Here is a 5,664-nt window from a genome sequence, read left to right as displayed (position 1 = left end):
CGGCGACAGGTTCACAAAGGCCATGAACGCCTGATTTGAAACCGCCCAGCCGAGCACGGAATTCCCGATAGTCCCCCGACGCCTTGTAGATCAGACGGCCGCTGACCGTCTGCTCGTCCTGGTCATCGACATATTTGTCGAGGAAGCTGTTCTTGATCAGGCCCCGCGACCAGGTGCCAGACGCCGCGATCTTGGCCAGCAGCACATCCTCGATCAGCGCACCACCGACCGCGGCGGAAACCTTGCCCGTATTGCCGTTGGCGATGCCGACCTGGGCATGGCCCTTCAACTCATCCCCCGGCAGGCGGGTCGTGATGTTGATGGCGCCCGCGATGGCGTTACGGCCGTAAAGCGCGCCCTGCGGGCCTTTCAGCACCTCGATCTGGGTGATGTCCAGCAATTCCTGATTGAACTGCAAGGGACTGGACTGCAGCACACCATCGACCACGATGGCCATCGGCGCCTCGCCATTGCGCAACTGCCCGATGCCGCGCACGGAGATGGAGGTGGTGCCGACATCCTGCGACTGGGTGATCGACACGTTCGGCGTGAGCGCGATGAAATCCGCCGGTCTGGTGATCCCGGCCTCCTGGATCTGCTGGTCGGTGAACACGGTCACCGCGACGGGAACATCCTGGAGCCGCTCGGAGATTTTCCGGGCCGTCACCACGATCTCCTCAAGGGCGAGCTCCTGGGCCACGGCCGGGACCGTCAACGCCATACCCGAGACAAGCGCCAGGGCCGACACGGCCGGCGAAAGGACGCGCATTGAAGCCTCCATATGGGATTTGATTTTTTCTGATTGTGGGATGGCTCTCCCTCCCCACAAAAGTCCCATACATCAAAATTTTTGACAACAGAAAAAATTCGATCCAACGCCTTAATTTGCACCCGGCAAAGCGGCCGCCGGAGCCTGGAAAGCCGGGGGTCGGCAACGGCAAAGGGCCGGCAGCCGCATGGCCTGTCCCGCCATACGGATGCCGGCTCGTGACCCCGCAGGGACCAGCCCGATCAGACCTGACCGTTGCCGGGACGGTAATGCCGGCGATACTGTTCGGGCGTGATATAGCCATCGCGCAGATCCTGTTGCAGCAATGCCTCGTCCCGTTCCGCCGCCGGGCCCCAGCCGCCGCCCGTCGCCGTCACCATGCGCACGACATCGCCCTTTTCCAGGCGCAGCTGTGTGGCCTTGCCATAGGTTTCCGGCGGGCCGTCCGAACGCCCGCCACGCAGGACGCGGATATAGTTGCGCGATCCCGCCCGCCCGCCGGCGGCCCCCCAGGGGGGGAAGCGGTTGCGGCCGAAGCTGCCGGTGAATTCGGCGCCCTCGCCCTCGATGCGGACATCGAAGACCACGCCCTTGCCGCCGCGATGACGACCCTCGCCGCCCTCCTCGTCATGCAGGGCATATTGCTCCACATGCACGCCATAACGGGCCTCGATGATCTCCACCGGGATATTGTAGGTCTCGCCATCGGCGACGGAGAACTGGCCGTTCTGCCCGTCGCGGTCCTGCAGGGCACCCCAGCCGCCGACCAGCGGCGTCACCAGGATGGTGGGATCGCCGGTGACGGGGTGGGTGCCCGACAGGATGATGGCGCAGACCGACAGAAGATGCCCGGCCGGCAGCCGGTCCGGCACATGTTCCGCCAGCGCCTTCCAGATCAGATCCTCCGCATAGAGCATTGTCTCCCAATAGGTGGAGACGGGGGCGGGCCGTCTGGCGGTGAAGATCGTCTCGTCCGGGCAGACCACGGTCAGTGCGCGAAAACAGCCGCCATTGGCGGGGATCTGCGGATTGGTCAGCGCCTTGAAGATGGTGCGCACGGCGGAAACCAGACCGGTGCGGGAATTGTTGATGGGACCGAAGGCCTGCGGTGCGCTGCCGCTGAAATCCGCCGTGAAACTGTCATCGGTGATGGTCAGCTTCACGCAGACGCGCAGCGGTTCTGTCCGGACGCCGTCATCGTCGATCCAGTCCTCGGCGAAGAACTCCCCCTTGGGCAGGCGACCGAACTCGGCCAGGGTCATCCGCTCGCCATAATCCAGCAATTCGCGCATCGCCTGCTGTACCTGGACCCGGCCATATTTGGCGCACAGCGCCAGCAGCCGCTGTTCCCCGACATTGTTGGCGGCGACACCGGCCCAGAAATCGCCCATCGAATCCTCGGGCAGGCGGATATTGGCGCGCAGAATGTCCAGCACGGCCTGGTTCGGCTGTCCGCCGGCGATGACCTTCACCGTGGGTAGCTGCAGCCCCTCCTGATAGATCTCGCGGGCGTCGGTGGTGAAGCTGCCGGGGGCCTTGCCGCCGACATCGACCCAGTGCGCCTTGTTGACCGTGAAGGCGATCAGCTCGCCATCGGCGAAGACTGGCTTGGCCAGGGCCACATCGGACAGGTGGGTGCCGCCCCCTTCATACGGGTCATTACTGAGGAAGACGTCGCCGGGCCGGATGCCGTCCGGGCCGGGGAATTTCTTCAGAATGTCACGGACCAGACTGTCGATCATACCCAGGAACACGGTGGTGCCGTTGCCCTGGGCGATCAGGTCGCCATGGCGATCGGTGATGCCCACCGAATAATCCAGCGCCTCATAGATGATCGGGCTCATGCTGACACGCTGCAGCACGTTGAACATCTCGTCGCCGATGGCGGTCAGCGCGTTCTTGATGATTTCGAGCGTGTAGGGGTCCAGGCGTTCTTGCGTCGTCATCTGCTCGTCCTCACAACTCGATATGGATATTGCCGAAATCGTCCATCCGGACCTGCCGGCCGGGCGTGACGACCAGCGACGTGCTCTTGTCCTCAACGATGGCCGGGCCGGTGAAGCTCATGCCCGGTTCCAGCAGGGACCAGTCATAGATGTCGGCCTGGTGAATGCCGGCCGCGTCGAAATCCACCTCGCGCGGGGCCTTGCGCGCCGCCGCCAGATCACGCCCGGTCCGGGCCAGACGCGGCAGCGGTTGCTTGTCGATCTCCGAGATGGCGACGACGTGGTAGTTGACGATCTCTACATCATTGGGCAGGCGGAACGAATATTCGCGGGCATGCGCCAGATGAAATGCCTCGATCAGCGCCTCCAGATCGGTGGGGCTGGACAGGGTTCCGGTCACTTTCACCTTCACCGTGTGTTCCTGACCGCGATAGCGCAGGTCGGCGTAACGCTCCGTGCGCAGCGTGTCGGCGTGCATGCCCTCGTCGCGGGCGCGCTCCAGCCCTTCGGCCTCCAGTTCCGCGAAGGCCTGATGGATGATTTCCGGCGCTGTCTGGGACAGGTTGGCGGGCCTTGTCTGCAGGAAGTCGCGGCGCAGGTCGGTCATCAGCATGCCCCAGGCGGAGAACACCGAGGAATGGACGGGGATGATGACCTTCCTGGCCATCAGTTCCTCACCAAGCGCCACCGCATGCATGGCCCCGCCGCCACCAAAGGCGATCAGGGCGAAATCGCGCGGGTCGTGGCCCTTGCTGAGCGATACCAGTTTCAGCGCGTTCAGCATGTTGGCATTGGCGATCCGCACGATGCCGCGCGCCACGTCGCGGACCGTCCCGCCCAGCCGCGCCACCAGCTTTTCAAACGCCTTGTTCACGGCCTCCATGTCCGGGCGCTTTTCCCCACCCAGGAACAGGTCGGGGCTGATGCGGCCCAGCACCAGATTGGCATCCGTGGTGGTGACATCGGTCCCGCCATTGCCGTAGGAGGCGGGACCGGGCGAGGCGCCCGCCGATTGCGGGCCGACATGCAGCCGGCCGCCCTGATCGATCCAGGCGATGGAGCCGCCGCCATTGCCGATCTCCACCAGTTCGATCACGGGGGTCCGGATGGGATGGCCGGGATTGGCCCGGTCCCATTCGATGCGGTATTCGGTGGTGATGCGGACCTTGCCCTCATGGATCAGGGCGCATTTCGCGGTGGTGCCGCCGATATCCAGCGCCACCAGATTCGGTTCGCCGATCTGGTTGCCCAGCGCCATTGCGCCCAGCATGCCGCTGGCCGGGCCGGATTCCACCATGGTGATCGGGTTGCCGATGGTGCCGCGCAGGGTGCCGACGCCACCGTTCGACTGCATGACATAAAGCGGGCTGCCCAGCTTCAGGTCGGCCAGCCTCTCGTCCAGTCGCTGGAGATAGGAGCGGGCGATGGGCTGGATATAGGCCGACAGCACCGTCGTGCTGGTCCGTTCATATTCCCGCCATTCGCGGCAGATGCTCTCCGACGTCACGACATCGACCTGCGGCCACAGACGCCGAATCTCATCCGCCACCCGGCGTTCATGCTCGGGGTTGAGATAGGCGTGCAGGAAGCAGACGGCGACGGATTCCACCTCCGCCCCGCGCAGGCCCTGGACGATGCCGGCGACCTCCGACAGGTCCACCGGCACGCGGACGCGGCCCTGGCTGTCCAGCCGTTCGGTCACCTCGAAGCGCAGGTGCCGGGGAACGAAGCTGGAAGCCTTGCGGAAAGCCAGGTTGAACAGGTCCGGCCGGTTGCCGCGCGCGATCTCCAGCACGTCGCGGAAACCCCGGGTGGTCACCAGACCCGTCCTGACGCCCCGCCGGGACAGAAGCGCATTGATGACCACCGTCGATCCGTGCGCGAAAAAGTCGAATTCGGCCGGATCGAGGTCGGCTTTGATGATGGCGTTGATCACGCCCTTATCAAAATTCGGTGGTGTCGTGTCGACCTTGACCTGCCTGACACCTGCGTCACTGAAGACAACAAGATCGGTGAATGTTCCACCAACATCTGTCGCTACCCGCATTTTATCCCCCTACGGAGCTCTCCCTGGCGCCGTTTCGTGAGAGCTTTCCCAACCGGCGCCGCTTTGCTACAATGATGATGTCAAAATTTTTGATGTAGTGCAAATTTTTTATAGACTGAAATCCGGAACAAGAAGCACCGGCATGCGGGCCGGCGCTTCGACGGACTTTCGGTGCGTGGGAGGCAAGGACATGATTTTCGAAGCTGGCCAGGGTGAACGCACACTACCCATCGGCGCCCGCCTGAAGGCCCGGCGCAAGGAACTGGGCATGACATTGATGGATCTGGCCAAGAAGTCGGGCATGTCCGCGCCCTTCATCTCCCAGGCCGAGCGCAACCAGACCACGCCGTCCATCGTGTCGCTGATGAAGCTGGCCAAGGCCCTGGATGTCGAAATCCAGTATTTCGTGGAGGTGCCGCAGGCGCAGGAGGTGTTCCATTACGCCGCCAAGCCGGTGCCGATCCAGGTGGATTCGCCCGTCGATTATTTCGATCTCGGCTCGGCCCTGGAAGGAAGGCAGTTGGACGCCATCCTGATGCGCGTGCCGGCGGGGCACCAGTTCCCCACCGACCAGCGCGAGGGAGAGGATTTCCTGTACGTGGTGCGCGGCACGCTGGTCGCGGAGGTGGGGGGCCAGTCCGCCGTGCTGGGCCCTGGCGACAGCATGCATTTCGATTCCCGCGTCCCCCACAGCGCCCGCAATGAATCCGACGAGGATGTGATGCTGCTCTATGTCGGCACGCCATCGATCTTCCGGTAGGCGATCCAACTGGAACGCAAGCGGTTCGATGTCGCTCGCCGCACGGTGGCCATAGGCTGATGAAAGGGGGACTATCGGGAATTCCGTGCTCGGCTGGGCGGTTTCAAATCAGGCGTTCATGGCCTTTGTGAACCTGTCGCCG

4 protein-coding genes are annotated in these 5,664 nt (G+C 63.9%); 1 reads left to right on the top strand and 3 read right to left on the bottom strand.

From position 1 onward, the window contains the following. The 3 genes from AC1Q7F_RS32425 to AC1Q7F_RS32415 all read right to left on the bottom strand — a co-directional run. The coding region (locus AC1Q7F_RS32425; RefSeq protein ID WP_492512683.1) for a TonB-dependent receptor at positions 1-769 on the bottom strand (769 nt) is incomplete at its 3' end. 242 nt (positions 770-1,011) lie between these two features. Then, entirely contained in the window at positions 1,012-2,715 is a 1,704-nt protein-coding gene (locus AC1Q7F_RS32420; RefSeq protein ID WP_492512682.1) for a hydantoinase B/oxoprolinase family protein, read from the bottom strand. A gap of 10 nt (positions 2,716-2,725) precedes the next feature. Beyond that, positions 2,726-4,762, bottom strand: a complete 2,037-nt coding sequence (locus AC1Q7F_RS32415) for a hydantoinase/oxoprolinase family protein (RefSeq protein ID WP_492512681.1) — start codon at positions 4,760-4,762, stop codon at positions 2,726-2,728. A gap of 190 nt (positions 4,763-4,952) precedes the next feature. Here AC1Q7F_RS32415 and AC1Q7F_RS32410 point away from each other — a divergent pair, with 190 nt between their 5' ends. After that, entirely contained in the window at positions 4,953-5,522 is a 570-nt protein-coding gene (locus AC1Q7F_RS32410) for a helix-turn-helix domain-containing protein (protein ID WP_492512680.1), read from the top strand. The last annotated feature ends 142 nt before the right edge of the window (positions 5,523-5,664 follow it).

Source organism: Niveispirillum sp. GW835-FHT14G11 (genome assembly GCF_058793615.1).
This window is presented reverse-complemented; position numbering and strand designations above follow the sequence as displayed.